This window comes from Chryseobacterium indologenes (assembly GCF_001295265.1).
GTDB lineage: Bacteria > Bacteroidota > Bacteroidia > Flavobacteriales > Weeksellaceae > Chryseobacterium > Chryseobacterium indologenes_A.
The window spans coordinates 15,274-37,524 of the sequence record NZ_LJOD01000016.1 but is presented as its reverse complement, the minus strand read 5'-3'; the positions used below and the strand labels follow the sequence as shown (position 1 = coordinate 37,524).

The window sequence follows — 22,251 nt, the reverse complement described above, 5'->3', positions numbered from 1 at the left end:
AAGTATTTTCCTGATTTCTATAATCAAGGAAGTTTTGCAACAAGGCTTTCCGGCAATATTTTCAAAATCAAATAAATAATCTTCCACTTAAAATTCGGGACAATGGTAAAAGAATTTCCGGCATTAACGATATGTTTTGCCACATAATCCGGCTCCATAATCAGGGATTCATTCAGTTGCAGTCCCTCATTGATCTTGGTTCTGATATAGCCAATCACTAAAGCATTCACAATAATTTTTCTTGAAGCAAGCTCCTGACGTAAGCCCGCCAAATACTGGGTAAACGCTGCTTTTGTACTTCCGTATACAAAATTGCTTTTCCTTCCCCTCACACCGGACAGCGAAGATAATCCAATGATCCTTTCCAGGTTTTTGTTACTTTGATCCATTGCAATAATGTTCAGAATAGATACCGCCCCCATATAATTGACCTTCATCATCCGGCTGGCTCCGTTAAAATCTTTTAATGCCTTTTCATTATCTACTAAAAATCCGGCAGCATATACCACAATATGAGGTTTTACAGGAAGATTGTGATAAAATGACTGATGAGAATCAAAATCTACAGCATCAAAATACAAAATGCTGACTTTTGAGGAGTCCAGTCCGTTTTCTGTCATAAATTTCTCCAATGATCCGGTATCCCGTGATGCCGCAATTACTGAAAATCCTTTTCCGATATACTGTTTTATACACTGCTTAGCCACATCTGAATTAGCTCCCAAAATGAGCACGTTTTTACCTGTATTCTGATTCATGGCACAAAGATATTTTATTTGTTTTTATTGTAGCTTAAATATATAGGTCATCTTAAATCTGTCAGGTTTCAATAAATTTTTCTTGAAATAAAAAATCCGGCGCGGTGAGCAAAGCTCACCGCGCCGGAAAAATATCTTCAGACTGAAAAATTATTTCGTTTCAGCTTCATTTTCTTTTTTATCTGCTGTTTTTTCAGCAGCTTTTGCCTTATCTCCGAAACGCGCTTCAGTAAATTCTCTTGAAACTGCAGCTTTTTCGAATTTCAGCTTTCCGGATAATGTTTCAATCACGAAACCATCATCCTGAACCTGGGCAATTCTTCCGTGAAGACCTGAAGTAAGCACTACTCGGGTCCCTACTTTTAAAGTTTCCTGGAAGTTCTTTTCCTGCTTCTGCTTTTTCATTTGTGGTCTTATCATCAGGAAATAAAAACCTACAAACATCACACCCATCATGATCAGCATCATTGATGAAGATCCTTGTGGCTGTGCCTGTAAAAAGATTGTTAACATATAGGTTAAATTAAGGTTGAATGTTCGCTGTGAACGTTAATCTGATTGGGGATTTTTCTACATTGGCAAATACATCTGCATACTTCTGAACGTTTCCGTCGAAGTTGGTAGAATCAAAATGCAATGTGATTTTTCCTTTTTTACCAGGAAGAATAGGGTCTTTTGTAAAATCAGGAGCTGTACATCCGCACCCTGGCTTTACCTCAGAAATTACTAACGGGTTGTTTCCTGTATTGGTAATTTCGTATACGTGCTCTACTTTATCTCCTTTTTTGATTTTTCCAAAATCGAAGTTGCTTTCTCCTAGAGCCACTGTTGTTGATGGCTGGTTAGAAACCTGTGCAGGAACACCTGCTTCAGTAGTTACGGGAGTTACTGCTGAATCTGACGGAGCTCCAGCTGCTGAAGCTGTTGAATCTGTTGTAGTCTCAGAAATCTGAGTTTCTTTGTTTTCTTTTTTGCAGGAAACCAAACCAAAGCCTATGATAGACAAAGCGATAATTGATAACGTCTTTTTCATGTTAAATTCTATTTTGATCTTTACAATATTTATCCAAAATTCCGTTAATGAAAATATTGGAACGGTCTGTAGCAAATACTTTCGCAATTTCAATATATTCATTAATAATAACTCTTGAAGGCGTAAAAGGAAAATTATCCAGTTCGGAGATGGCCGTTGACAAAATTACTTTATCCATTAAAGAAACTCTTTCCAGATCCCAGTTTTCTAATCTCTCTTCCAGTTTCTTTTCATTGACCTCCCAGTTATTCAGGGTATCTCTAAGCAGTTTGCTGGCAAAAGTTTTATCATCTTCATCTTTGATCATTTTGATCAGGGTTCTGCTTTCTTCATCTTCTTTCAGGAAACCAATGGTTTTCTGTACCATGGAATTGGCAATATGAATATCATCATACCATGAAAGTTCCTTGTCTCCTAAATAATCATGAAAATCATCATTTTCAGCGATATATCTTAAAAACAGTTTTCCGATGAATTTCTGATCATCTTCAAAGGAGAATCCATCTTCTTTCATGAAATCCTGATATCTTTTTCCTGCAGTGATTCTCTGGAAAGTTTTCACCAATAAATCATCGTGCATATCCCATTTCAGCTGTTTATGCTGGCCTGTGAAAAACAACCTTTCAGGGTTCTCTTCCAGCTTAATCAGGACCTGGTTGTTGATGAATTTCTGGTTAGGATTGATATCAGCATCAGTTTTAATGAATTTATTTTTCCCGATTTCGATCTGGTTTTCTGCCAGTTCTTTCAGGGCCACTAAAAAATTCAGCTGATAGATGTATAGATAATAGATTTTCTCTATTCCGGAGAACATATTTTTCTCTAAAACATCAAACTTAACAGGATTCTGGTAGTAAGAATACACTGTTTGTACTACTTTTTCACGGATTTGTCGTCTTCCTAACATTCAAAGAGCTTTTTTATGGCTGCAAAGATACAAAATTTAAAATTGATGAAATTCGTAGTATGGTCACATTTTCGTAATTTTGTAAAACTTTATGAAAGCGCTAAAAACTTTAAATCCCTATTTTTGGAAACACAAAATACTTTTGTTTTGGGGGTTCTTATTTATCATTGCCAGTAATTTTTTTAATATTTATAAAGTCCAGTTTATCGGAAAATCTGTAGACGTACTTGTTGAAAATTTGAAGAAACAGGGTAAGATAGGATTCAGCTATGAAGTGTTGGAAAATGTTGGTATTATCGTAGGCTGTTCTTTATTAACAGGTTTTTTTACTTTCATGATGAGGCAGACAATTATCGTAGCCTCACGGAGAATTGAATATGAGCTGAAAAATAAAATTTACAGACATTATCAGGATCTTTCTTTAACGGATTATAAGCAGACCACCATCGGAGATCTTATGAACAGGCTCAGCGAGGATGTTGTAGCAGTAAGAATGTATCTTGGTCCCGGTGTAATGTATGTGGTGAACATCATCGTTCTTATCGTGATTACGGCTATATATATGGTAAGTACAGACGTATCCATGACTTTGTGGACCCTTCTTCCGCTTCCTGTACTGTCTTATCTTATATTTAAGGTAAGCTCTATTATCAATAAGAAATCGAAAGTGATGCAGAAAAGCCAGTCTGCCATCTCTACTTTTGTTCAGGACAGCTTTTCAGGAATCCGTGTGGTGAAGTTTTTTGCTAAAGAAAAATACATCGAGAAAAATTACGGCATCAAAGTAACGGATTATCAGGACAAAGCTTTGGATTTAGCCAAAACAGAAGCCTACTTCTTCACCATTATTCTATTTGTAATCGGCCTTTTGAATGTTGCGGTGATCTGGATCGGAGGACAGAAATATATTGCAGGAGAATTAAGTGTAGGTAAAATTGCAGATTTCTTTATGTACATCAATATCCTGATCTGGCCTTTCTCTTTGGTTGGATGGGTTACTTCAGTTAATCAGAGGGCTGAAGCTTCGATGCAGAGAATCAATGAATTTATGGATAAAAAATCAGAGATTGTGAACACTAACTTTGAGAATTATCCGATTAAAGGAGATATTGAATTCAGAAATGTGACGTATGTTTATCCTAATACAGGAATCAAAGCACTTGACAACTTAAGCTTTAAAATCAACGCAGGTGAATCACTGGCCATCATGGGAAAAACCGGAAGCGGAAAGTCTACCATTGCCCTTCTGCTCTGCCGATTGATTGATCCTACAGAAGGAGAAATTCTTATTGATGGAAAAAATCTTAAAGAACATAATCTGGACAATTACAGAAAATTCCTCGGTTATATTCCTCAGGAAAGCTATTTATTCTCAGATTCTATCGAAAATAACATTGGCTTTGCCATTGATAATCCTTCTCATGAGAAAGTGGTGGAATATGCAAAAATTGCCGATGTAGATAAAAATATTGTTGAGTTTAAAGAGCAGTATAAAACACTTGTAGGGGAGCGCGGAGTGATGCTTTCGGGAGGCCAGAAACAGAGAATCTGTATCGCCAGAGCCCTGATAAAAGACCCGAATATTATCATTTTTGATGATTCTTTATCTGCTCTGGATACCAAAACAGAGCAAAATATTCTGGAAAATATTGATAAAAAAATCAGGAACGCTACATCCATAATTATCACACACAGAGAGTCTAGCGCTCAAAAAGCAGACAAAATTCTCAACCTTACCGAAATTGCCAATTCTGTAACCGCATAGCCGTTTCATTCCCAATTGTTAAATAAATCATAAAAAAAATTTTGTGATTAAAAGAATTCTTTTATATTTGTTCTTAACAAGATTAAAAAATATCTAACAATGAGTGAATACAAGGAACGCCATGAAAATGAAATTTTCACTAAGGTGTTAAAAGCAGGGAGAAGAACTTATTTCTTTGATGTGCGCGAGACGAAAGCAGGAGATTATTATCTTACGATTACCGAAAGTAAAAAGAATTTCGGGGAGAATGGGGAAGCTACATTCGAGAAGCACAAAATTTATCTTTACAAAGAAGATTTTAAAAGTTTTCAGGAGATGTTTAATGAGTCCACAGATTTCATCATTAACGAAAAGGGTGAGGATGTAATTTCAGAAAAACATGACAAAGACTTCAAAAGCAGAACATACACGATTGATTCTGACGACGAAGTTTAAAAAAAAGAATATCTAAAAACACAAGCATCTGAAAAAGGTGCTTTTTTTATACCCGAAAATCAGCAGATCAAAGTACAAAATAAGACAAGTTGTAAAAAACTTACTTGCCCTGATAAAACAAAAGGCACACCATTGAAAGTGTACCTTTTTAGTTTTATAAAAGCTTTACAATTGATCTTTTATACAAACTCTCTTTTGATCTGGGAAAGTATGGTTGGATCCTGTATTTCATTGTCTTTGGCCAGTAATAAGACTTTAGAAAGAACTTCCGCAGATTTCGGATCATCATCGGCAAAAGGTAAGAATAATCTTCCTCTGTGCTGTGAATGAACAGGAAGTATAGACAGATAATTACCCGGAACCTGATGTACAACCGCACTGCCGAGATGAACGCTGTATTCCGCCATTTTACCTTTTATCAGTACGTGTGAACCTTCAATTCTTACATTATCCAGCTTAAAGAGCTTTGCTGTTTCTTTCATCAGCACCGCACGCATTTCAATGGAAGAATGACTGGCTTCCGGATCTACGCTTCCAACATGGGCTACAGATACCACCAGATCTACATCACGCATCACCTCAGAAAATAACCTCGGATTGATTTCTTCAAAAGGAATATTCTTATACGTTTTTAATGAATGGAATTCTATGGTCTCCAGAGTCGGGCTTTCTATATCAGCCGGTGAAAACCAGTCGGCTATCGCATAAAGTTTCACCTGGAAACCCTCTTTGTGATAAACCTTCTGTAATCCTTCTTCATGATCTACTTTCCATCCTCTTGTTTTCAGAAGGGCTAAAGTCTGCTTTGGCTGGATCTGATGCCCGGCATACCGGCGTGATATTGATTTTTCCTTCAATTCATCAGGGGTTGGCACGTACAGCTCTCTGAAAATCTGCTTGAACGGCTGGATCAGTTTTTCTGTAAAACAGTAATGCTGGTAATCACTCCATACTGAATTCTGGTGCAGATCCACACAATGGGCAATCCGCAGGGTATTGTCTTTGTTTAGCTCCTGAACTTCCCCATGGGCATTCACCAGGTTTCCGTCATGAAAGAACCCTATTTTCCCATCATTGGAAATAAATACCAGCTTTTCCAGATGTTTTACAATAACCGGATGCTCAAACAGGTTTTGAATTTCAGCAAAAAGAAATTCATCTCCTCTGATCATTGCTTCTTCCAGACCTTTTCGGGAACGGGTCCATTGTTCCCGCATGATTTTACGATAATTCCCCAGCTCTGTTATGGCTTTATCCTTTTTAATTTTGGGAGGAATAGATTTCAGCTGTTTATCATCCCTGAACACTACAAGTTCAGCTTTTCCGTCAGTTTCTATTATTAAACCTACTGTTACGCCATCTATGGTTACCTGCATTTCTTTTGACAACAGGTTTTGAATCTGTCTGGTTTCCATTGCCCAGGTCAGGCGAACCGGATCAGGATAACCTGCATTTCTGGCCAGGTTTTCTAAAGCAACCCTTACCGCCAGCGCTTCACTGGACTGTTTCATTGATCCGAATTCACGGCTTTCTTTTTTAAACTGCTGTATGTATTCGTACCGGTTCAGTACATCTTTTTCCGGATTGGTTTTACTTAACGGAACAAGCCCGTACACCCTGAGGAAATCCTGATCTCGCTTGTCTTTTACTTTAGCCGTTACTTCTTTTATTTTCAGATTTCCGGTAAGGGTGTCAGAATAAAGTCTTGCGCGACGGTGCCCGTTTCCGTCCGAAATATATTTGGCTGATTCGTAAAGCATTTCCCATCGGGCTTTCCCCAATTCTTTATATGCCTGGGTAAACCAGTCTTTATCTACTGCCCCGTCTTTAAATTCCTGAATATCCACCGATGAATATTTTGCAGCTTCACTTTCCAGTTCTGAATTCTGCTCCTGATAGGCCCCGGTTTTAGTATGGGCATGCATCCACCAGATTGCTGAATCCAGACCTTTCCAGCCTAAATAGCTGCTGATCAGCTTCTGCCATTGCGGAGCATACACAGCGGCCTGTATAAGGCGGAGTTCTGTAATATTCTCCCTTTTCACCATCTCGTTGAATGATTTCTGGGTGTCTGTTTCTAAAGGATAGCACTGAGAAAGCAGATAAGAAAAGAGTTTTTGCTTAGTCATGCTTTCATTCCCATAACTGTATATGTAATTGGCATATAATCCGGATTTGCCCAACCCTTTCAGAATCTGCACAAATCTGTCTGCTCCGTAAATTGCACGAAACTCCTGTACAAAGTGGGAAACAGCGGTATTCGCATCACCTCGGATGAGTTCTACATCCAGGAATTTATCCTGTATTTCTTTGATAATCGGCTTCAGGAAAGGGAAAATTTCCAGCAGCTTCTCACTGTTCTGGTAAAACTTAACGGTTGTAAGGTTTCTTATGACAGAATCTCCTGTGAAAATTCCTTCGTATAGTTCATCTCTGGTAATAACCTTCAGCTCATACGCTTTACAGAATAAATAGAAATCAGGAACAGTATGCTTTATATTTTCCGGCAGTCCGTTGAACTGCATCCAGCGGTATAAATTCCATAGCTTAATCAGCTGTTCATCTGTAATTTTTCTATACGGAACCGCATCCAGAAACAGGTTGAAGAAGCCAGTCTGCTGCCAGCCATTCCCGTCATACCTGTAATAGTAGTCGTTTTCTTTTGCTTTATGATTGATGATTTCCTCCGGAAGATTGGCAAACATAGTACTGCAGATGTCCAGTAAGAAGTCTGTTTTTTCTTCAAACACAAATTTGTGCTGCAGGGAATCCAGAATGTATTTAATGGGATTATCCCAGAAATATCCGCCTTTTTTAGGATTCGGAAGAACATCTTTGCAATAGAACACATACTTTTCAAGGAAATCCCTGAATTTTTTACGGTCACAGCTTTCCGCGAAAGTCATCAGGAAAAGATCTCTTGGCTCAAGCCCAGAATCTTTATACCATTGCTCCCAGACTTCATGTAAAGGGTAATTCTCTGCCAGCTGTACTCCTGTAAAACCATCGGTATTTCTTTTCATCTGTACAAAACTATTCCCCAGCAGCAGCTTCTGCATGGCTCCATCCCAGTTTTCAAATTCGTATTCGTAATCCTTATGTTTCAGGAACAAATCATTCAGCTTTTTCAGTTCAGCTTTTATACGGCTGAGTGGCTGTGTAAAACCGTACTTCTCTTTTTTAACGGCTTTTGCATATACCGAATCTGCTTTTACTTCCGGCAGTTCAAATTTGGAAATAACCTTAGGATCATAGAATCCGAAGCCATTTTCAGGAGAGAGCTGTTTTTTATCCCCGGAAGGGTTAAGCTGATCAAGAAGACTCTGTTCTCTTTCAGAAATCTTTGCTTTTTCCGAATATTGTTTTGTCCATTCTTTAATCCGGGCCGGCACTCTTCTGTTCTTTTGAAGCTGCAACATGAGATCCAGTGAAGCTGTTCTCTGTTCTACATCTCCCTTTGTCATCAGTTCATCCACAAAAGGAACAACCGCTTCATCTTCCTGCTGGATAACCAGTTCAATCAGTTTCTTACGAAGTGTGCCTCCTTTTCTTTTGAACATCTCGAAGAAGGTCATCACTTCCTCTTTATTCAGGGGATTCTGAAGGAGTACATTGATGCCCGAGGCAATCAGGGATTCTCCTCTGTCTTTTATTATTCTGAAAGCAAATTCTTTCTGAAAAGCAGTAACAGTCTTTTTCTTTTTCCCCATTCCATAAGAGAATGAATAACAGTAAAAGTCTTCTAAAAGCACTCTCGTTAGCTGTTCACGTAATGAAAGTTCAAACTGGTCAAAATAAGAAAGTACCAGATCCAGTTTGGCCTGATCTTCCCCAACCAGATAAAACATGGAAGAATAGAAATTGCTTTTATTGAAAGTAGCATTGAGCCATGAGAATATTTTCCCTTCAAATTTCTTTTCTTTTACGTCTATCTTCCGGGTTAATTCATGAAGTTTATCGAAAAAATCCGGGTAATCTGCATTGTTGATATAGAATTTTGAGACCGTATTGGCACTTAACAGTGAAGATAAAGAATCCCCCACAAATGCCAGAACCTGCAGATCATCTTCCTGTATTGCTTTATAGAATAACGGCATCTGGATATAAGGGTCTCTGGTTTCCACAGCAAATTTTATAGCCAGACATTTCTTTTCCGTATTTCCTTTATCAAAGAGCTGATGCAGATAAGGCACTGTTTTTTCCACATCCCAGACTGCCTGTACCCAAAGCGCCATATAAACTTCATTATTGTTTTTACTTTTTATAGCATTAGGTATCTGTTCCGGATTATTGAAATAGGTATCTGCTAATGACACAATGCTTTTTACTACCGATTCTTTTTCTGCATCCCATCCCAAACCGGTCCAGGTATCAATAGCCCGTACAACAGATGAAAAACGGGTAAGCTTGTGCTCAAGGATTACATGAACCATATACTGAAGGGCTTCGATACTGGTTTCATCAAGAGCTTCCAGTATGGTCTGACGGAGCCCTTCCTGCCTCTGGGCTGCCAGTAATAATTTTTCCACTAATTCCCAGCAGTGTTTCTGCTCGCTGTTCAGCAAAGCTTTGATGATGTTTCTGGATACTTTCCCATCTGTATGCTTATTGAAAATAATGTCTTCAATCAGCTGGTAAACCCCATTATTTCCGGTATCAATTGCTGCCGACCATATATAAAACTGGTACGAATTATTGATTATTGCATGATCATAAATGATCTGTTCTTCCAGTGAAAGATCGTAATACTGATTACCGCTGCTGTAATTATAAACTACCGGAAACTTTATCAGCTCCCGTATAAGGTTAACCTGGTTAAGCAATAAATACAACTCGTTGTTCGGTGCCCGGAATGAACGTCGGTCATATCCGGTCTGGTACATTTTATAAGCCATTTTGCTCCAGGCATATTTTACCAGGTCAGCATAGGCTCCAAAATAATACACCAGAAGTTCATAATAGTCTTTATCCTCCCAAATATCCGGCTTGATGTATTCTTTCAATTTTTCGGCTTCTTTAGAACCTAAAGTAACTTCCTGGTAGTAGTTGGTTTTGCCCCCCAGTAATAAAGCCATTTCTGCCACTGCTTTTTTAAGGGCAGGCTTATCCTGAAAAACACGGGATGAAATATTTCCTTCCGCCAGTGCTTTGAGATCTTTTTTTACTTTTTCATAATAATTGTTGACGAGCGCCTTTGATTTTAGTTTTTCTGTAATTTCCATTATTTTGTTCTTAGTGTAATTATTTTACCAATAGCTTCCTGCCAGGAAGGTAAGCCTGATGAAAGTGAATGTATGTTTCTGGCTTAAATCAATGGTCTGGGTAAGGTTTTCAAGCTGTTCATCATTATAGAATACTGCAAAAAGGCCATCTTCAAATGCCTGAATCACATTTTCCTGGGCTTTTTCCAGATCGGCTTTCTTTTGATTATAGATACTTCCGAATCCTACTTTTCCTGTGTCTGTAAGGATATTCAGATAATGGTCTTCGGGAATTTTAGCATAATCTTCATCTTCCAGTTCAAATGATTTCGCATTGAATGCTGTTACCTGCTGCTGAACAATAAGCTTTAAGAGCTTTTCCAGGGCAATATTATTTGCCGAGTACTCTATTTCAAGTTTCTGTTCGGCAAGAACGGGATGTTTCTTTCCTAATTGTTTTATAATGACCTTTATTTCCATATATGAGTTAGTGTGGACTAAATATAGGGAAATTTTCCGCTGTCATGCCTCCTGTCTTCCTTTTTACCGCATGTCAAACCTCAGCTTACATTGAAAAAGATATTATGCAATCCATTTATTTTTAAGAAAATCAAAATGAAAAAGCTATATTATTTCGTGCTTCCGATTATTATCAGCAATTTTTAATAATCTATATAATATAAAAACGGATTAAACCTGTGAAAGGAAATCATCATGCACTATCAGTGTTTCTTTGCTTTTCACTCTTCTTTTGTATGTCTTTTCATGACAAATTTGGAAGATATGCTGGTTTTTTATTGTTTTAACCCGAAAAAAAATCCTATTTAAATATTCTAATTAAATACATTATAATTATTTATTTCATATTCAGTGATCTATTTTTCATAATTTATTTCAATTTTATTTAATTTTTATTGAAAATCATTTAATTTAAAAAGTTTCTGTAAATTTGAAAATTCTGTCTTTTGGATATTTAAAATATTGTGAGAGCTATGATTTAATTCCAAGATTGATAAAAAAACCAACTTAAAATATATAAATATGATTAACCGTAAATTCTTTTTTCCGGTATTATTAATTATGGCCCTACTTGTGCCTTCTTTTGCTAATCTTTCAGCCCACGGATATGTAGTAAGCCCTGCTTCACGGGGATATCAGGGAAGCCTGGATAAAGCTACAATTGGTTATGATGCAGCACTGGCATTATACGGAACAGTTATTAATGAACCCGGATCATTAGAAGCCCTTAAAGGCTTTCCCGCGCTTGGACCCGCAGATGGAAAAATTGCTTCAGCAAATGGAAGTATAGGAGGAAACACTCTATTGGACATCCAAACGGCTGACCGTTGGAAGAAAACAAATATTACAGCGGGTGTGAATACTTTTATCTGGAAATATCTTGCTTATCACGCAACAGCAAAATGGCATTATTATATGACCAAACCCGGATGGAATCCCAATAAACCTCTTACCCGTCAGGATCTTGAACTTATTGGAGAGGTAACACATAATGGTACACCACCACAGGACAATGTTCCTCACCATATTACAGTTCCGGCTAACCGTACGGGATATCATGTTATCTTAGCAGTATGGGATGTTGCAGATACCGGAAATGCATTTTATAATGTAATTGATGTAAATGTAACGTCCGGAACCGGAGTTTCCACACCGCCGGCAGTACCAACAGGCCTTACGCAAGTGGGAGTAACAAGCTCTTCAGCTAAAATCAGCTGGGCACAACAGACAGATGCTGTCTCCTATACTGTTTTCCGGAACGGGCAAAGTGTACAGCAAGTGAGTGTGGCGCAATTTGAAGACCAGGGATTATCGGCCAATACGGTTTATACTTATGAAGTACAGGCAAAAGGTTCTAACGGATTGATGTCAGGAAAAAGTACTCCTCTTACTGTAAAAACAAATAGTGAAGGGATTCCGGAAAAGCCTGCTGCGCCGTCAAACCTTCATTCAATGGCCGTAACAGAAAACTCCGTTTCAATAATGTGGACTGCTTCAAGCCACACACAGGGAATTAAAAATTATCAGATCTTTGAAAACAATATTAAAATTGGAGAAACGGTACAGCCCCATTTTTTACGTTCAGGTTTATCCCAAGATACGGAATACCGCTATACTGTAAGAGCTGTTGCAATGAATGACCAGTTATCTGAATTCAGCAATGAATTAAAAATCACGACTAAGAAAGCATCCCCTGGCGATGGCCAGATATATTGCGGGGCAGAGCAGTACAAATCTGCCAATGCATATGCTGTAGCCGGGACAAAAGTATTCTATTCCTGCAGAATATGGAAAAACAAATGGTATGCAAATCCAGGCGAGCTTCCGGGAACGGATATGGTGTGGGAAGAGGTAAGCATATGCAACGAGGGTCCAAATTGTATGACTAATCCTCCTGTTACTTATTGCGGATCTCAGGAATATAATCCCACGAAGGTTTACCCAACAGCCGGAACAAGAGTATTCTACGCATGTAAGATATGGGAAAACAAATGGTATGCGAATCCGGGGGAAGCTCCAGGGGCAGATCCTGTCTGGAAAGCAATAAGTGATTGCAGCGAAGGTCCGGCTTGCTCAGCAGCACTTACAAGTAAAGAAGGTACCCTTTCGGTAATAGTGTCTGACAATATGATCAACTTTGCGCCGGAAAGCTATTATGGAAAAATAAATCAGGTAAGTGTAATTAACTCTGGCGGAATTGAGATGATATCTACTCTTAAGCCTGCAAAAAACAGTATTAACATCAGCCACCTTCAGTCTGGAATCTATTTCGTAAAAATTCATTATAAAGATGGAAACAGTATAATTAAAACCATCAGAAAATAACAGATAAAAATACAGAAATATAAATGGAAGCTGTCTCAAAAATGGGGCAGCTTCTTTTATCTTTTCAACATTATTTTAAAGGGATGGGAAAATCAATGCCGTAATTCTCGGCCTGCCCTAAGTAAGCAACCGGAACATACTCAATTCAATAAAATCTGCAAGAAGACAGATCTTTAAACTAAACGAATTATTTAAGCTTACTCCATTCCAAAACTATATTATACTTCCAGATTATTGGCATTATATTCATATATCCAGTGCATTTTTTTCTGCTCCATACTGATAAAATGCTTTACCATGATATCTCTGAAAAAAACAGCAACAGGATTAGGTCTGGATTTGGATTTGCCCACTTTCCTTGCCTGTGCTATAATTTTGGCTACCCGGTCATATCTCAGCTGCTGAAAACGGGAAAAGGCCAGCTCCGGATTTTTGTATTTAGCCAGGCACTTTGCTAAGATCACACTATCCTCCAGGGCCAAAGAAGCTCCCTGTCCGGTATGTGGCGATATTGCATGAGCAGCATCTCCGATAAGGCATATTTTTTCCGTATGCCATTTTTCCAAAGCAGGCATATCATAAATGGGATAAGCAAACAGATCCTGACTGGCGGTAATAATCTCTTTGATTTTATGATGATCCGCTTTATGAATTTCCAACAAATCTTTTTTTATATTTTGCTTCATGTAAGGGTCATTCAGCGCTTTATGGTCTGGTTCCTGTTCCCAGTCGTAATTATTAAACCACCATACATTCCCTTTGTTTGTCGTGGAAAAACCAAAGAATGCCTGTTTACCAAAAGTCATTTCTATCGCTTCTGAAGCTTCATCCCAATCCGGGATTTTCACGATAGCTCCTGTTGATAACATTTTTGTATAAACGGGTTCCGGAGCATCGGGAAACACCAGTCTTCTGCATAATGAATGAATACCGTCTGCTCCTATCAACAGATCATAATCTGTAAATTGACCTTTATTGGTTTCAACTTCTATTTTTGCTCTTGAATTTCCGATAGACTGTAATTTACAGTTGTATTCTACCGGAACACCTAAATCAGCTAACTTCTTTTGTAATAGGTTGCTTATAACCGATCTTTTCACCTGAATGCCGGCAATTCCATACATACTTTTCTGGCTGGATACATCCAGTTCAGCGATCTGTCTTCCTTTTGCATTATAAAAGCGGAGCGATCCCGGAACATATTCTTCATAAATCCCGGAAATATCAATAAGTCCGGAAAGGATGTTCATTCCGTTAGGCGATATTCCAAAAAACAGTCCTTCATTCATTTCAGCCTGCGTACGGGCTTCTATAATATTAACATGTGCTCCCTGTTCAATCAGTTTAATGGCAAGTGCCGGACCGGCAATGCCCCCTCCTACAATCAATATTTTCTTATGATTCATAATGCTGGTTTTTGAAGTGGATAATCTTTTTTAATGCCGCAAATAAAAACAAAACCCAGATTGACCAGAATGTATAATCCAACGCGGAGATAGTTCAGGTTTTTCCATAAAGTAGCTTTTTCCAATAGGACAGGATCAACAACAGGGCGGACTTCCACAGCCATAAATGTCATCAGTGTGGGAGCAAAATACTGCAATGTCCATACCCTCAAGGCAATATGCATGGCCAACAGTACTATCATACTATTTCTACTTTGTCTGATCTGCCAGTTAAAAAAAAGGGCCAGAAGCAGGAAGACTTCATGTACTGAATGAACGATTATCCAGAAGAGCCTGAAATCGAGGCCATATTCAGTTTTAAAAAAAAATAAAGAAGCAGGCGGACCTGCCGTCCATGCAGGAACCATCAGTGCAGTTTCCCATAACTGAGCACCATTCATGACAAAATAAAGAGCAGTAGCCACATACAGCCATCTGTCTGCTTCCGGGGTTTTATTGACCATATCTTTCATTTTTTCAGATTTATAAATACTATATTATCAGTATCTTTATTGCAAAGTAAATTGTTAATACCATTAAGTATCTTTATGACAAAGATAAATTCTTTTTTTATGAGCAGCAAAAAAAAACCAGAAAAAAGTGAACTTCTAGCCGATTTAAATAACCTGGCAAGAGAGTTTTCAACGGGTACAGTAGTGATGCACCAGGCAATTGCGCAGAAAGCGGGACTGGTTGGTACAGACCATAAATACATTGATCTTCTTTTACAACATGGCTCTATGACAGCAGGACAACTCGCCGAGTTAAGTGGTATAACTACCGGAGCCGTTACAGCCATGATTGACAGACTTGAAAAAAGCAAACTGGTTAAACGCGAACGAAGTGCTGATGACAGAAGGAAAGTGGTAGTAGTCCTGGATCAGGAGGAAGCATTCAAACGAATAGGACCAGCGTTTAAGGCAATGCAAAAAGACCTGGAACACCTGTACAATGATTTTACTGAAAATGAGCTGGCTATTATAGAAAAATACCTGAAAGCCGTAGTTGAATTTACCAACAAACAAATCAGGGATCTTAATCAGAAACAATGATTCTGATAAGAATTAAATACTATGTTACATCTGAACTTACTATTTTATGTCGAAAGGAACGAAAATCGGAACTTATTCTAAGTTTCATATATCTCCCACAAGTTTTGCGCCTGTTCCCTGTTTCATCAAAACTTCATAGATTAGCCTGAAAATAAAAAAAGTACACTTTAAAAGTGTACTTTTCTTGGCAAATCACATTTAAAAATCAGATCTCATCAGCTTGATAATTCACTGACCTAATTCCCATTATGAATATTTTCAATTTATTTTTTAATGATTTTTACGGCCTTTATATTACCATTTGAATTTACATTAACCCAATACACTCCAGATGCTAAACCGGAAAGATCTATTGTACCTTCATTAGCATTTACTTCTTTATTCAATACCTCCTGCCCCAATACATTATAAACTGATACTACAGAAATTTTCTGATCAAATGAAATAGTCAGCTTGTCATGAACTGGATTCGGATAAGCTTTTATGGTATTCTTCGATAGGGTAAAATCATCAACACCTAAAGTCGGACAAGCGATAGCTGTTGGTATTTTTTTATCAACATTAGTACCGTCACCTAATTGACCATAAAGATTTAATCCCCATGTACTGACAGTTCCATCGCTTTTTAAAGCAAAAGTATGGGATATTCCACCAGCAACAGTTTTCCAAGTTGTAAGACTACCTATCTGTAGAGGAACGTTACTATTTGTGGTAAGTCCGTTTCCTAACTGACCATATTGATTCCTTCCCCAAGCCCAGAGTGTTCCGTTGGATTTTATAGCAATAGTATGATTTCCTCCAGAAGCAATATTCTGCCAGTCAGCAGCTGTTCCGATTTGTGTCGGGATATTCTTATCTGTATTTGTTCCGTCCCCAAGCTGTCCATTCGCATTATATCCCCAGGCCCAAAGCGTTCCGTCTGTTTTTAAAGCGGCAACATGAAGTGCTCCTGCACCAAGACTCTGCCAATTGCTGGCGGTCCCAATTTGAGTAGGTACTAATCTATGGGTATTAGAGGCATCTCCAACAGTACCGTAAGCATTACTACCCCAGGCCCAAAGTGTTCCGTCTGTTTTCAATGCAACGGTAAAATCATGTCCGCACTGAACAGCTAACCAATTAGAGGCAGTTCCGATTTGAACGGGTACTAAACTAGTCGTAGTGTTGCCCGTACCTAACTGTCCATACGGATTAAGCCCCCAGGCCCACAGTGTACCGTTATTTCGTATAGCAACTGTATGATACATTCCACTGTCAAAAGTTTTCCAGTCATTATCATTAGCACTTCCTACCTGAACCGGTGTGTGCTGATCTGTATTTGTACCATTTCCTAACTGACCTGAATTTGCTCCCCAGGCCCATAATGTCCCGTCTGTTTTTTGAGCAATTGTGTGGCTGCTTCCGCCAGCTACCTCTTTCCAGTTATTACCTGTCCCTATTTGTTTTGGGGTTGACGAATTATTAGTGGTACCATTTCCTAATTGTCCTGAATAATTATTCCCCCAGGCCCATAATGTTCCGTCTGTTTTTATAGCTACACTATGTAAGCTGCCCGTGCTTATTTTTTGAAAACAGCCGTTCTGAACATTACCTGGCGTCATTTTCGTCAAACCAAGCTGCAATGTTCCCAGCCAGATAGTCCCCGAAGAAGCTGTCTTAACTGCACTGAAATAATCATCCGGCAAACCTAAATTTGTATTTGCTCTGGTATAAGTCGTACAATTCGTAAAGTTTTGCAAACCTGCTCCATTAAAACCAATCCACACTTTGCTGTTACTATCAACATCCAGAGCTTTCGGATTGTATCCTGCAAGGCAAGAAGTACTCTGATAGATAAATGTAAGGTTAGTCCCCTCCGTTGTTAATGTAATTAAGCTATCAGAACCTTTCACATACACTGTACTGTTGGCAATTCTTAATATTCGTTCGGTTCCCTGAGCTACAGAATCAAAATCAGTTCCGTTAAATTTATACAATACACCCCCATTTGTAACCCAAACGCCATTATTACTGTCAGTTGCTACAGAATTCAGGTTGTTTACAGAAGTATAATTAGTCCAGGTATTCCCGTTGAATTTTGTAAGTCCTGAATCAGTTGCAATCCAAAGGTTATTTTGTCCGTCAACCGCTATATCATTAATCGCATTAGTTGGTAACCCTGAATTGGAAGTTGTATAATTCGTCCAGGTTGTACCGTTATACAAAATAATTCCATTGAGTTGAGATGCAATCCATTTTCTGCCTAAACCGTCAATTTGAATTTTTATAATTGAATTGGATGCAATACCGGAATTAGCTGTATTATAATTGGTAAAGGCCGTTCCGTTAAAAGTTGAAATCCCGTTAGAAGTTGCCAGCCATAATAAACCGTTGGCATCAGTTTTAATATCCGCAATATAATTGCTTCCTATTCCTGAATTTGAAGTATTGTATGTTGTGTAACTATACGTTTGTGCAAATACAGAAATTGAACTGAGGATTAAAAATAAAAAGTAGAGTTTTTTCATGGTTTTAAATCTCATCATGTTTAAGTTTCGTAATATTTCTCCTACTCGTTTAGCTTTTCGGTTCCGCTTCGTTTGGATGGTTTCTGAACTCCATATAAAATGTAAGCTTTTCAAAATCAAATTAATTCACGAAAAAGTACAGGCGCTATCGCACTCTGATTTAAAAGTATTTTTTTTAACAGCCATAATGCATCATTACCGGCAGAACATTTATAGTCACTTTCAGCATAGACAGTTTATATATGAAGTAGTGAAATAATTAAAATGGCTGCACAACTTTTATCTTTTGTGAGGAATGCTCTGATTCTAAATTGCCGGAAAAATGTGTATTGATAAATGAACAGAATAAAATTCAGGAAGTAGTTTCATGGGTATAATGGTTTTCAGGTTTTAGTTTTAGAGACAATAGTTATCATAATAACGTATGCCGGCTACAAAAATATGCTTTTTTTATGGATTATCAAACAAACAATTAACGTATTAAAATAGTTTTAGCGAGTATATAGAAATAAAAAAAAGTACACTTTAAAAGTGTACTTTTCTTGGGTGAATGATGGGTCTCGAACCCACGACCTTCGGAACCACAATCCGACGCTCTAACCAACTGAGCTACAATCACCGTTTTGTGAGTGCAAATATAGGAAAGATTTTTTAATTACAAAACAATTCCATCAAAATTTTTCAAAGCAATTAATTTTTCTGTTGTAAAGCCCTCAGCATAAGCGACTCCCGATAATCGCCCTAAATCCTGAGCGCGATAGGTCAGGCTCTCAAAAAAGTCTTTTGTGGCAATCGGAGTAACAGGTTCCTTAGAATTAGGATCATAAAACTGAGTTTTGAAGGCCATGCAGGCTGCAATTTTTTTATCCAGATGTTCAGAGATATCAATAACAAATTCAGGCTGGATGTGTTTCCACTGAATGTAATGGAAAATATGCTTTGGTCTCCACACTTCCTGGTTTTCTCCATCCAGTACGGTTTCAATTTTTCTCAGTCCGGACAAAAAGCACGCATCCGATACTAATTTCGCTCCTTTTGCATGGTCCGGATGTCTATCATCAATGGCATTGGCTAAAACGATTTCCGGCCTATATCTGCGAATCATTTTTACGATCCTCATCTGATATTCTTCGGAGTTGGTTAAAAAGCCGTCTTTCATTCCAAGATTCTCTCTTGCTGCAACCCCTAAGATTTTTGCAGCCTCTGCTGCTTCTTCTTTTCTTGTTTCATCTGTTCCTCTTGTTCCGAGTTCTCCTTTGGTAAGATCTACAATAACACAGGTCTTCCCTTCCGAAATCATTTTGGCTATCGTTCCTCCACACCCCAGCTCTACATCATCAGGATGTGCTCCAAAAGCAAGTATATCTGTTTTCATAATATCAAAGATAAGCTTTAAAATAAAAACTTCCCAAACATTGCGAATGGGAAGTTTTAATATCTGTAATTTAAATTATTTATTGAGCTCTGCATTCAGCTTTACTGCATCCTGATAACTTGGATCAAGCTGTAAGGATTTAGCAACATAATCTTTAGCTTTTGCAACATCAGAATCTTTTACCATGTACGCTACAGCAAAGTAAGCATAAGCAAGAGTTTGTTTGTTAGCCTCTCTATCGGCAGGTTTTACTGTACTGATGAATTTTTCATAAGCAAGTTTTGCCGCCTCATTATTTCCTGCCTGTTGGTAAGAATACCCCTGGCTGTAATAAGCCGGAGCCCAGTCCGGAAGAAGAGCAATCATTTTCTGCCATGTAAGAACCGCACCGTTCCAGTTTTTCACATCCTGATAAGCAGTTGCCAGTTTGAATAGTGAATCTGAATCCTGTGAGTTTTCTGCCACCTTTTTCTTAAGTGCCTCAATTTCCGGAGTTGTAGGACCTTTATCCGCTTCTGCCTGAGAAGCTCCTCCTCCTGCAATGTTCGCCAGTTCCACATCCCACTTCATTGTTTCATCTTTTGCAGCTTTAGCAATGGCAATTTTCTGCTGAGCTTCGTTTGTTAAAGCTGTTTTCTTAGCCGCATCAGTTTCTGTTTTAGCTAATCCTGCAGCGATAAGTCCCTGAAGTCCCTGATCAGCAGGCTGAATTCTTGTTTTCTCTGCCTGAGAAACGAAAGTATCCATGTTTTGTTTTGCTTCAGCATAGTTTCCATCAGCATAAGACTGGTATGCTCTCAACTTAAATTTAATAGGATCTTCAATTTTATCGAAAATCTTATCTAATACCGTTTTAGAGTTTGCATAATCTTCGTTGGTGAAATATAATTTAGAGATTTCTAATTGTGTATACGGATCTTCATCAGCATATTTTGTATAGTTGATCAGGTCCTGAGTTGCCTTAGCATTTTGTTGGTATCTGATGTCATAAGATGCCAAAGCTTTATATGCAGGGGCATAAGTTGGATCTACTCCAATCGCTTTATCAATACTCTGCTTAGCCTGCTGCCATTGCTGTGCAGCCATCCATAAAGTTGCCATTCTTGTATATACGGACGCTTTATTTTTAGCTAAAGGAAGTGCTTTGTCATAAGCAGACATTGCATCCCCAGGAACTCTTTTCAATCTGTAGGCATCTCCAAGGGTATAATAGTAATGAGCAGGAACTCCTTTTTTCTCAGCTTTCTCAATTGCTTTTGTAAGATATTGGATTGCTGCATCAGGAGCACTGTTTTTCTCAAATAAAGTTAATGCTTCAGCTGCTCTGAATAATACTTCAGGATCTTTTTCTTTAGAATCGGTTACAATTTTCTGAATTTCCGTGATGGCACTTTTATCACCTTTACCTAATTTTACAGTAGCCAGACCTATTTTGTTTAAAAAGCTTTTGCCATCTGCAGCCAGACCTTTGTTGAAACTCTCAATTGCTTTAGCATAGTCAGGTTCCCCCTGCTTTAAATAGGTATTTCCTAAATAGAAGTAATTTTCAGCACTTGGCTCTTTCGCGATCATATTCGTGAAATTAGTCTTAGCCTGTGCAAATTTATCACTGTCTATGCTGTTGATCCCATCCTGCAGTGTTTGTGCAGAAGCGAAACCAGCAAAAAATACTACTGCTGCTCCAAAAGCAATCTTCTTTACATTCATAATCATTATATCTTTCATTTTATATTTTTCTATATTTGAGTTATATTCTACACAATTTTCAGACCAAAATAAAGTTTTTCTGAAGGGTAAAATATTATTTTATTATTTTTTAACGCATTTGCACCTCTCTTTTGTAGAGGTTATAAGGCTGCAGTCCCTCTTTTTCTACGATCATCTGCCCCAGCTGGGTACAGGAATATCTGATAAAGCCATTGGCTATGTTAAAATTACCTTCGTTGGTTAAAAAATACAGTACACGTGTGAAGGGATATATCATTTCACGCATTCCATCAGAGTCGGCGGTATATAATTTCCCTTTATCCTGTACCGGAAGTACTTTTACCATTTCCCTTAACCTTTGAGAGGTTTTATCATAAGGCCGGCTAAATGTATTAAGACCAATAACCCCAATTTTTCCAGGATATTTTCCCAGCTCTTCAATAATATTCTGATTACCCGGAATGATAGAGAATTTAAGGTTTTTAGGCTGCTTCTTTAATTTCTGAGCGACAAAGTTCAGGTTACTGGAATTGGTTCCGTCAAAAATGAAACTCTTATCATCAGATTCCAGTCCGTTTCTGATTTCATCCATAGAAATACTTTCTTTCGGTGAATCTTTAGGAACAACGAAAATTACAGCATCTGCCGCAAATTTAGCAGGAAGAAACTTCAGATCTACCTGCTCTTCATAGGCTTTCTTTTCTTCGGGAGTAAGATCTCTGGACATCACTGCTATTCTCGCTTTATCATTAAGAAGGTCCATAAATCCCAGGTCTTCTTTCTTGGTAACCACTTTGATGCGTGTATCCGGATAATTAATCATATATCCTTCTGCCAAAGCTTCTGTAACGCTTTTGAATGATTCATCAGCGAGAATGGTAAGGTCTCCTTTATGGTAAGACGGAGATTTTTCTTCTTTTTTGCAGCCTACAGCGATGATACTTAAAACACCAAGCATCAATGCTTTACAACTATTCTTCATTTCCTGAATTTTTAATTTTTGCAACCGCTCTATAGATTCTAAAAATTCCATAAAGAATAAGCAGCGCTCCCAGTGCATAAGCAACGGCAGGCTCCAGAATCGTAAAGAAAAATTTGTAGGCAATAACTACACCTCCCAATACGATATAAAACAATCCTGTAATTAAGGATAACCAATTGAACATCATGTAACAAAAATACCAAAAAAAATAAAAAAGAGAAGCATATGCTTCTCTTTTTC

The 22,251-nt window shown here is 38.0% G+C and carries 17 protein-coding genes and 1 tRNA gene; 4 read left to right on the top strand and 14 right to left on the bottom strand.

What is annotated here, in order from left to right:
• Window positions 1-23: 23 nt before the first annotated feature.
• The 4 genes from AOB46_RS18930 to AOB46_RS18915 all read right to left on the bottom strand — a co-directional run bounded on the left by AOB46_RS18930 (window position 24) and on the right by AOB46_RS18915 (window position 2,698).
• The gene (locus AOB46_RS18930; RefSeq protein ID WP_062702312.1) at window positions 24-758 is read right to left on the bottom strand and encodes an SDR family NAD(P)-dependent oxidoreductase; all 735 of its coding nucleotides are present in this window, start codon (window positions 756-758) and stop codon (window positions 24-26) included.
• 150 nt (window positions 759-908) lie between these two features.
• Window positions 909-1,271, bottom strand: a complete 363-nt coding sequence (yajC, locus tag AOB46_RS18925; RefSeq protein ID WP_062702310.1) for a preprotein translocase subunit YajC — start codon at window positions 1,269-1,271, stop codon at window positions 909-911.
• Between the two features lie 10 nt (window positions 1,272-1,281).
• Window positions 1,282-1,791: a DUF1573 domain-containing protein gene (locus AOB46_RS18920; RefSeq protein WP_062702308.1), complete on the bottom strand. Its 510-nt coding sequence runs from the start codon at window positions 1,789-1,791 to the stop codon at window positions 1,282-1,284.
• Window position 1,792: 1 nt separating this feature from the next.
• Complete coding sequence (locus AOB46_RS18915) at window positions 1,793-2,698, bottom strand: transcription antitermination protein NusB (protein WP_062702306.1); 906 nt, start codon at window positions 2,696-2,698, stop codon at window positions 1,793-1,795.
• A 91-nt stretch (window positions 2,699-2,789) separates the two neighbouring features.
• Here AOB46_RS18915 and AOB46_RS18910 point away from each other — a divergent pair, with 91 nt between their 5' ends.
• Window positions 2,790-4,463, top strand: coding sequence for an ABC transporter ATP-binding protein (locus AOB46_RS18910; RefSeq protein ID WP_062702304.1), 1,674 nt, complete (start codon window positions 2,790-2,792; stop codon window positions 4,461-4,463).
• A 99-nt stretch (window positions 4,464-4,562) separates the two neighbouring features.
• Complete coding sequence (locus AOB46_RS18905) at window positions 4,563-4,898, top strand: DUF3276 family protein (RefSeq protein WP_029295477.1); 336 nt, start codon at window positions 4,563-4,565, stop codon at window positions 4,896-4,898.
• A gap of 179 nt (window positions 4,899-5,077) precedes the next feature.
• Here AOB46_RS18905 and AOB46_RS18900 read toward each other — a convergent pair whose 3' ends face one another.
• Together AOB46_RS18900 and AOB46_RS18895 are read right to left on the bottom strand one after the other, a co-directional pair.
• Window positions 5,078-10,120 (bottom strand): DUF4132 domain-containing protein, encoded by a 5,043-nt coding sequence (locus AOB46_RS18900; protein ID WP_062702303.1) that lies wholly within the window; start codon window positions 10,118-10,120, stop codon window positions 5,078-5,080.
• Window positions 10,121-10,144: 24 nt separating this feature from the next.
• A complete protein-coding gene (locus tag AOB46_RS18895) occupies window positions 10,145-10,579 on the bottom strand; it encodes a hypothetical protein (protein ID WP_062702301.1) in 435 nt (144 codons plus the stop codon).
• 600 nt (window positions 10,580-11,179) lie between these two features.
• On the opposite strand from AOB46_RS18895, the gene AOB46_RS18890 reads away from it, so the two are divergent.
• Window positions 11,180-12,943, top strand: a complete 1,764-nt coding sequence (locus tag AOB46_RS18890; protein ID WP_185113890.1) for a lytic polysaccharide monooxygenase — start codon at window positions 11,180-11,182, stop codon at window positions 12,941-12,943.
• A gap of 218 nt (window positions 12,944-13,161) precedes the next feature.
• Here the strand turns inward: AOB46_RS18890 and AOB46_RS18885 are convergent, their stop codons facing one another.
• Together AOB46_RS18885 and AOB46_RS18880 are read right to left on the bottom strand one after the other, a co-directional pair.
• Window positions 13,162-14,349 carry an FAD-dependent oxidoreductase gene (locus tag AOB46_RS18885; protein ID WP_062702296.1) on the bottom strand — a complete coding sequence of 396 codons (1,188 nt, stop codon included), beginning with the start codon at window positions 14,347-14,349 and terminating at the stop codon, window positions 13,162-13,164.
• A complete protein-coding gene (locus tag AOB46_RS18880) occupies window positions 14,346-14,861 on the bottom strand; it encodes a hypothetical protein (protein WP_062702294.1) in 516 nt (171 codons plus the stop codon). The genes AOB46_RS18885 and AOB46_RS18880 overlap by 4 nt, the downstream gene beginning before the upstream one ends.
• Window positions 14,862-14,960: 99 nt before the next feature.
• Between AOB46_RS18880 and AOB46_RS18875 the strand changes: the two genes are divergently transcribed.
• Window positions 14,961-15,440: a MarR family winged helix-turn-helix transcriptional regulator gene (locus AOB46_RS18875; RefSeq protein WP_206542266.1), complete on the top strand. Its 480-nt coding sequence runs from the start codon at window positions 14,961-14,963 to the stop codon at window positions 15,438-15,440.
• 263 nt (window positions 15,441-15,703) lie between these two features.
• Here the strand turns inward: AOB46_RS18875 and AOB46_RS18870 are convergent, their stop codons facing one another.
• The 6 genes from AOB46_RS18870 to AOB46_RS18840 form a co-directional block, all read right to left on the bottom strand.
• Window positions 15,704-17,947 carry a T9SS type A sorting domain-containing protein gene (locus AOB46_RS18870; RefSeq protein ID WP_185113889.1) on the bottom strand — a complete coding sequence of 748 codons (2,244 nt, stop codon included), beginning with the start codon at window positions 17,945-17,947 and terminating at the stop codon, window positions 15,704-15,706.
• Window positions 17,948-18,491: 544 nt separating this feature from the next.
• A tRNA-His gene (locus AOB46_RS18860) sits at window positions 18,492-18,567 on the bottom strand.
• 35 nt (window positions 18,568-18,602) lie between these two features.
• Complete coding sequence (gene bshB1 / locus AOB46_RS18855) at window positions 18,603-19,322, bottom strand: bacillithiol biosynthesis deacetylase BshB1 (protein ID WP_062702288.1); 720 nt, start codon at window positions 19,320-19,322, stop codon at window positions 18,603-18,605.
• 75 nt (window positions 19,323-19,397) lie between these two features.
• Window positions 19,398-21,047 carry a tetratricopeptide repeat protein gene (locus AOB46_RS18850; protein WP_062702285.1) on the bottom strand — a complete coding sequence of 550 codons (1,650 nt, stop codon included), beginning with the start codon at window positions 21,045-21,047 and terminating at the stop codon, window positions 19,398-19,400.
• A 91-nt stretch (window positions 21,048-21,138) separates the two neighbouring features.
• Window positions 21,139-22,011 (bottom strand): PstS family phosphate ABC transporter substrate-binding protein, encoded by an 873-nt coding sequence (locus AOB46_RS18845; protein WP_062702282.1) that lies wholly within the window; start codon window positions 22,009-22,011, stop codon window positions 21,139-21,141.
• Window positions 22,001-22,198: a C4-dicarboxylate ABC transporter gene (locus AOB46_RS18840; protein WP_185113888.1), complete on the bottom strand. Its 198-nt coding sequence runs from the start codon at window positions 22,196-22,198 to the stop codon at window positions 22,001-22,003. The genes AOB46_RS18845 and AOB46_RS18840 overlap by 11 nt, the downstream gene beginning before the upstream one ends.
• Window positions 22,199-22,251 lie beyond the last annotated feature (53 nt).

What these genes read in the sequence shown, in the direction of transcription:
- yajC (WP_062702310.1), bottom strand. Translation starts at nt 1,271, where the DNA reads ATGTTAACAATCTTTTTACAGGCACAGCCACAAGGATCTTCATCAATG.
- bshB1 (WP_062702288.1), bottom strand. Translation starts at nt 19,322, where the DNA reads ATGAAAACAGATATACTTGCTTTTGGAGCACATCCTGATGATGTAGAG.
- AOB46_RS18840 (WP_185113888.1), bottom strand. Translation starts at nt 22,198, where the DNA reads ATGATGTTCAATTGGTTATCCTTAATTACAGGATTGTTTTATATCGTA.
- AOB46_RS18885 (WP_062702296.1), bottom strand. Translation starts at nt 14,349, where the DNA reads ATGAATCATAAGAAAATATTGATTGTAGGAGGGGGCATTGCCGGTCCG.
- AOB46_RS18920 (WP_062702308.1), bottom strand. Translation starts at nt 1,791, where the DNA reads ATGAAAAAGACGTTATCAATTATCGCTTTGTCTATCATAGGCTTTGGT.
- AOB46_RS18880 (WP_062702294.1), bottom strand. Translation starts at nt 14,861, where the DNA reads ATGAAAGATATGGTCAATAAAACCCCGGAAGCAGACAGATGGCTGTAT.
- AOB46_RS18845 (WP_062702282.1), bottom strand. Translation starts at nt 22,011, where the DNA reads ATGAAGAATAGTTGTAAAGCATTGATGCTTGGTGTTTTAAGTATCATC.
- AOB46_RS18915 (WP_062702306.1), bottom strand. Translation starts at nt 2,698, where the DNA reads ATGTTAGGAAGACGACAAATCCGTGAAAAAGTAGTACAAACAGTGTAT.
- AOB46_RS18900 (WP_062702303.1), bottom strand. Translation starts at nt 10,120, where the DNA reads ATGGAAATTACAGAAAAACTAAAATCAAAGGCGCTCGTCAACAATTAT.
- AOB46_RS18875 (WP_206542266.1), top strand. Translation starts at nt 14,961, where the DNA reads ATGAGCAGCAAAAAAAAACCAGAAAAAAGTGAACTTCTAGCCGATTTA.
- AOB46_RS18910 (WP_062702304.1), top strand. Translation starts at nt 2,790, where the DNA reads ATGAAAGCGCTAAAAACTTTAAATCCCTATTTTTGGAAACACAAAATA.
- AOB46_RS18905 (WP_029295477.1), top strand. Translation starts at nt 4,563, where the DNA reads ATGAGTGAATACAAGGAACGCCATGAAAATGAAATTTTCACTAAGGTG.
- AOB46_RS18890 (WP_185113890.1), top strand. Translation starts at nt 11,180, where the DNA reads ATGGCCCTACTTGTGCCTTCTTTTGCTAATCTTTCAGCCCACGGATAT.
- AOB46_RS18870 (WP_185113889.1), bottom strand. Translation starts at nt 17,947, where the DNA reads ATGAAAAAACTCTACTTTTTATTTTTAATCCTCAGTTCAATTTCTGTA.
- AOB46_RS18850 (WP_062702285.1), bottom strand. Translation starts at nt 21,047, where the DNA reads ATGAAAGATATAATGATTATGAATGTAAAGAAGATTGCTTTTGGAGCA.
- AOB46_RS18895 (WP_062702301.1), bottom strand. Translation starts at nt 10,579, where the DNA reads ATGGAAATAAAGGTCATTATAAAACAATTAGGAAAGAAACATCCCGTT.
- AOB46_RS18930 (WP_062702312.1), bottom strand. Translation starts at nt 758, where the DNA reads ATGAATCAGAATACAGGTAAAAACGTGCTCATTTTGGGAGCTAATTCA.